At 49.4% G+C, this 2,925-nt stretch carries 3 protein-coding genes; all 3 read right to left on the bottom strand.

Going from position 1 to position 2,925, the window contains the following annotated elements:
* Window positions 1-296: 296 nt before the first annotated feature.
* The 3 genes from M0415_RS21245 to M0415_RS21235 all read right to left on the bottom strand — a co-directional run bounded on the left by M0415_RS21245 (window position 297) and on the right by M0415_RS21235 (window position 2,635).
* On the bottom strand, window positions 297-1,001 hold the full coding sequence (locus M0415_RS21245; protein WP_001067855.1) for an IS6-like element IS26 family transposase: 705 nt from the start codon (window positions 999-1,001) through the stop codon (window positions 297-299).
* Window positions 1,002-1,064: 63 nt separating this feature from the next.
* The gene (gene aph(3')-Ia, locus M0415_RS21240; protein ID WP_000018326.1) at window positions 1,065-1,880 is read right to left on the bottom strand and encodes an aminoglycoside O-phosphotransferase APH(3')-Ia; all 816 of its coding nucleotides are present in this window, start codon (window positions 1,878-1,880) and stop codon (window positions 1,065-1,067) included.
* Between the two features lie 200 nt (window positions 1,881-2,080).
* A complete protein-coding gene (locus M0415_RS21235; RefSeq protein ID WP_003159191.1) occupies window positions 2,081-2,635 on the bottom strand; it encodes an aminoglycoside N-acetyltransferase AAC(6')-Ib4 in 555 nt (184 codons plus the stop codon).
* Between the last annotated feature and the right edge of the window lie 290 nt (window positions 2,636-2,925).

Raw genomic sequence — 2,925 nt, 5'->3', positions numbered from 1 at the left:
CGTCCGCTGATGGCCGGCAGCAGCCCGTCGTTGCCTGATGGATCCAACCCCTCCGCTGCTATAGTGCAGTCGGCTTCTGACGTTCAGTGCAGCCGTCTTCTGAAAACGACAGACAGGGAAAAACACCGACTGTCCATCAATCCACCGTTTTCTGAACAGTCGGCAGGGCTACGATGAAACACAAACAAATGCCCGCAGACGGGCGACAGGATCACGCCTTGCCCTCGGTCAGCGGCGTTTTCGTGGCACTGTTGCAAAGTTAGCGATGAGGCAGCCTTTTGTCTTATTCAAAGGCCTTACATTTCAAAAACTCTGCTTACCAGGCGCATTTCGCCCAGGGGATCACCATAATAAAATGCTGAGGCCTGGCCTTTGCGTAGTGCACGCATCACCTCAATACCTTTGATGGTGGCGTAAGCCGTCTTCATGGATTTAAATCCCAGCGTGGCGCCGATTATCCGTTTCAGTTTGCCATGATCGCATTCAATCACGTTGTTCCGGTACTTAATCTGTCGGTGTTCAACGTCAGACGGGCACCGGCCTTCGCGTTTGAGCAGAGCAAGCGCGCGACCATAGGCGGGCGCTTTATCCGTGTTGATGAATCGCGGGATCTGCCACTTCTTCACGTTGTTGAGGATTTTACCCAGAAACCGGTATGCAGCTTTGCTGTTACGACGGGAGGAGAGATAAAAATCGACAGTGCGGCCCCGGCTGTCGACGGCCCGGTACAGATACGCCCAGCGGCCATTGACCTTCACGTAGGTTTCATCCATGTGCCACGGGCAAAGATCGGAAGGGTTACGCCAGTACCAGCGCAGCCGTTTTTCCATTTCAGGCGCATAACGCTGAACCCAGCGGTAAATCGTGGAGTGATCGACATTCACTCCGCGTTCAGCCAGCATCTCCTGCAGCTCACGGTAACTGATGCCGTATTTGCAGTACCAGCGTACGGCCCACAGAATGATGTCACGCTGAAAATGCCGGCCTTTGAATGGGTTCATGTGCAGCTCCATCAGCAAAAGGGGATGATAAGTTTATCACCACCGACTATTTGCAACAGTGCCTCAGAAAAACTCATCGAGCATCAAATGAAACTGCAATTTATTCATATCAGGATTATCAATACCATATTTTTGAAAAAGCCGTTTCTGTAATGAAGGAGAAAACTCACCGAGGCAGTTCCATAGGATGGCAAGATCCTGGTATCGGTCTGCGATTCCGACTCGTCCAACATCAATACAACCTATTAATTTCCCCTCGTCAAAAATAAGGTTATCAAGTGAGAAATCACCATGAGTGACGACTGAATCCGGTGAGAATGGCAAAAGCTTATGCATTTCTTTCCAGACTTGTTCAACAGGCCAGCCATTACGCTCGTCATCAAAATCACTAGCATCAACCAAACCGTTATTCATTCGTGATTGCGCCTGAGCGAGACGAAATACGCGATCGCTGTTAAAAGGACAATTACAAACAGGAATCGAATGCAACCGGCGCAGGAACACTGCCAGCGCATCAACAATATTTTCACCTGAATCAGGATATTCTTCTAATACCTGGAATGCTGTTTTCCCGGGGATCGCAGTGGTGAGTAACCATGCATCATCAGGAGTACGGATAAAATGCTTGATGGTCGGAAGAGGCATAAATGCCGTCAGCCAGTTTAGTCTGACCATCTCATCTGTAACATCATTGGCAACGCTACCTTTGCCATGTTTCAGAAACAACTCTGGCGCATTGGGCTTCCCATACAATCGATAGATTGTCGCACCTGATTGCCCGACATTATCGCGAGCCCATCTATACCCATATAAATCAGCATCCAGGTTGGAATTTAATCGCGGCCTCGAGCAAGACGTTTCCCGTTGAATATGGCTCATAACACCCCTTGTATTACTGTTTATGTAAGCAGACAGTTTTATTGTTCATGATGATATATTTTTATGCACGCTTAAAAATAATAAAAGCAGACTTGACCTGATAGTTTGGCTGTGAGCAATTATGTGCTTAGTGCATCTAACGTTTGACATGAGGGGCGGCCAAGGGCGCCAGCCCTTGGACGTCCCCCTCGATGGAAGGGTTAGGCATCACTGCGTGTTCGCTCGAATGCCTGGCGTGTTTGAACCATGTACACGGCTGGACCATCTGGGGTGGTTACGGTACCTTGCCTCTCAAACCCCGCTTTCTCGTAGCATCGGATCGCTCGCAAGTTGCTCGGCGACGGGTCCGTTTGGATCTTGGTGACCTCGGGATCATTGAACAGCAACTCAACCAGAGCTCGAACCAGCTTGGTTCCCAAGCCTTTGCCCAGTTGTGATGCATTCGCCAGTGACTGGTCTATTCCGCGTACTCCTGGATCGGTTTCTTCTTCCCACCATCCGTCCCCGCTTCCAAGAGCAACGTACGACTGGGCATACCCAATCGGCTCTCCATTCAGCATTGCAATGTATGGAGTGACGGACTCTTGCGCTAAAACGCTTGGCAAGTACTGTTCCTGTACGTCAGCAAGTGTCGGGCGTGCTTCTTCTCCGCCCCACCACTCGACGATATGAGATCGATTTAGCCACTCATAGAGCATCGCAAGGTCATGCTCAGTCATGAGGCGCAGTGTGACGGAATCGTTGCTGTTGGTCACGATGCTGTACGAGCAAGACGTTTCCCGTTGAATATGGCTCATAACACCCCTTGTATTACTGTTTATGTAAGCAGACAGTTTTATTGTTCATGATGATATATTTTTATGCACGCTTAAAAATAATAAAAGCAGACTTGACCTGATAGTTTGGCTGTGAGCAATTATGTGCTTAGTGCATCTAACTTTGTTTTAGGGCGACTGCCCTGCTGCGTAACATCGTTGCTGCTCCATAACATCAAACATCGACCCACGGCGTAACGCGCTTGCTGCTTGGATGCCCGAGGCATAGA

Source organism: Shewanella sp. 10B (assembly GCF_023475885.1).
GTDB classification, from domain to species: Bacteria; Pseudomonadota; Gammaproteobacteria; order Enterobacterales; family Shewanellaceae; genus Shewanella; species Shewanella mangrovisoli.
Note: the sequence above shows the minus strand (reverse complement) of the source record. Positions and strands in the feature narration are given on the sequence as shown.

Excerpts from the sequence above, each read along its gene's own strand:
- M0415_RS21245 (WP_001067855.1), bottom strand. The coding sequence starts at position 1,001 with ATGAACCCATTCAAAGGCCGGCATTTTCAGCGTGACATCATTCTGTGG.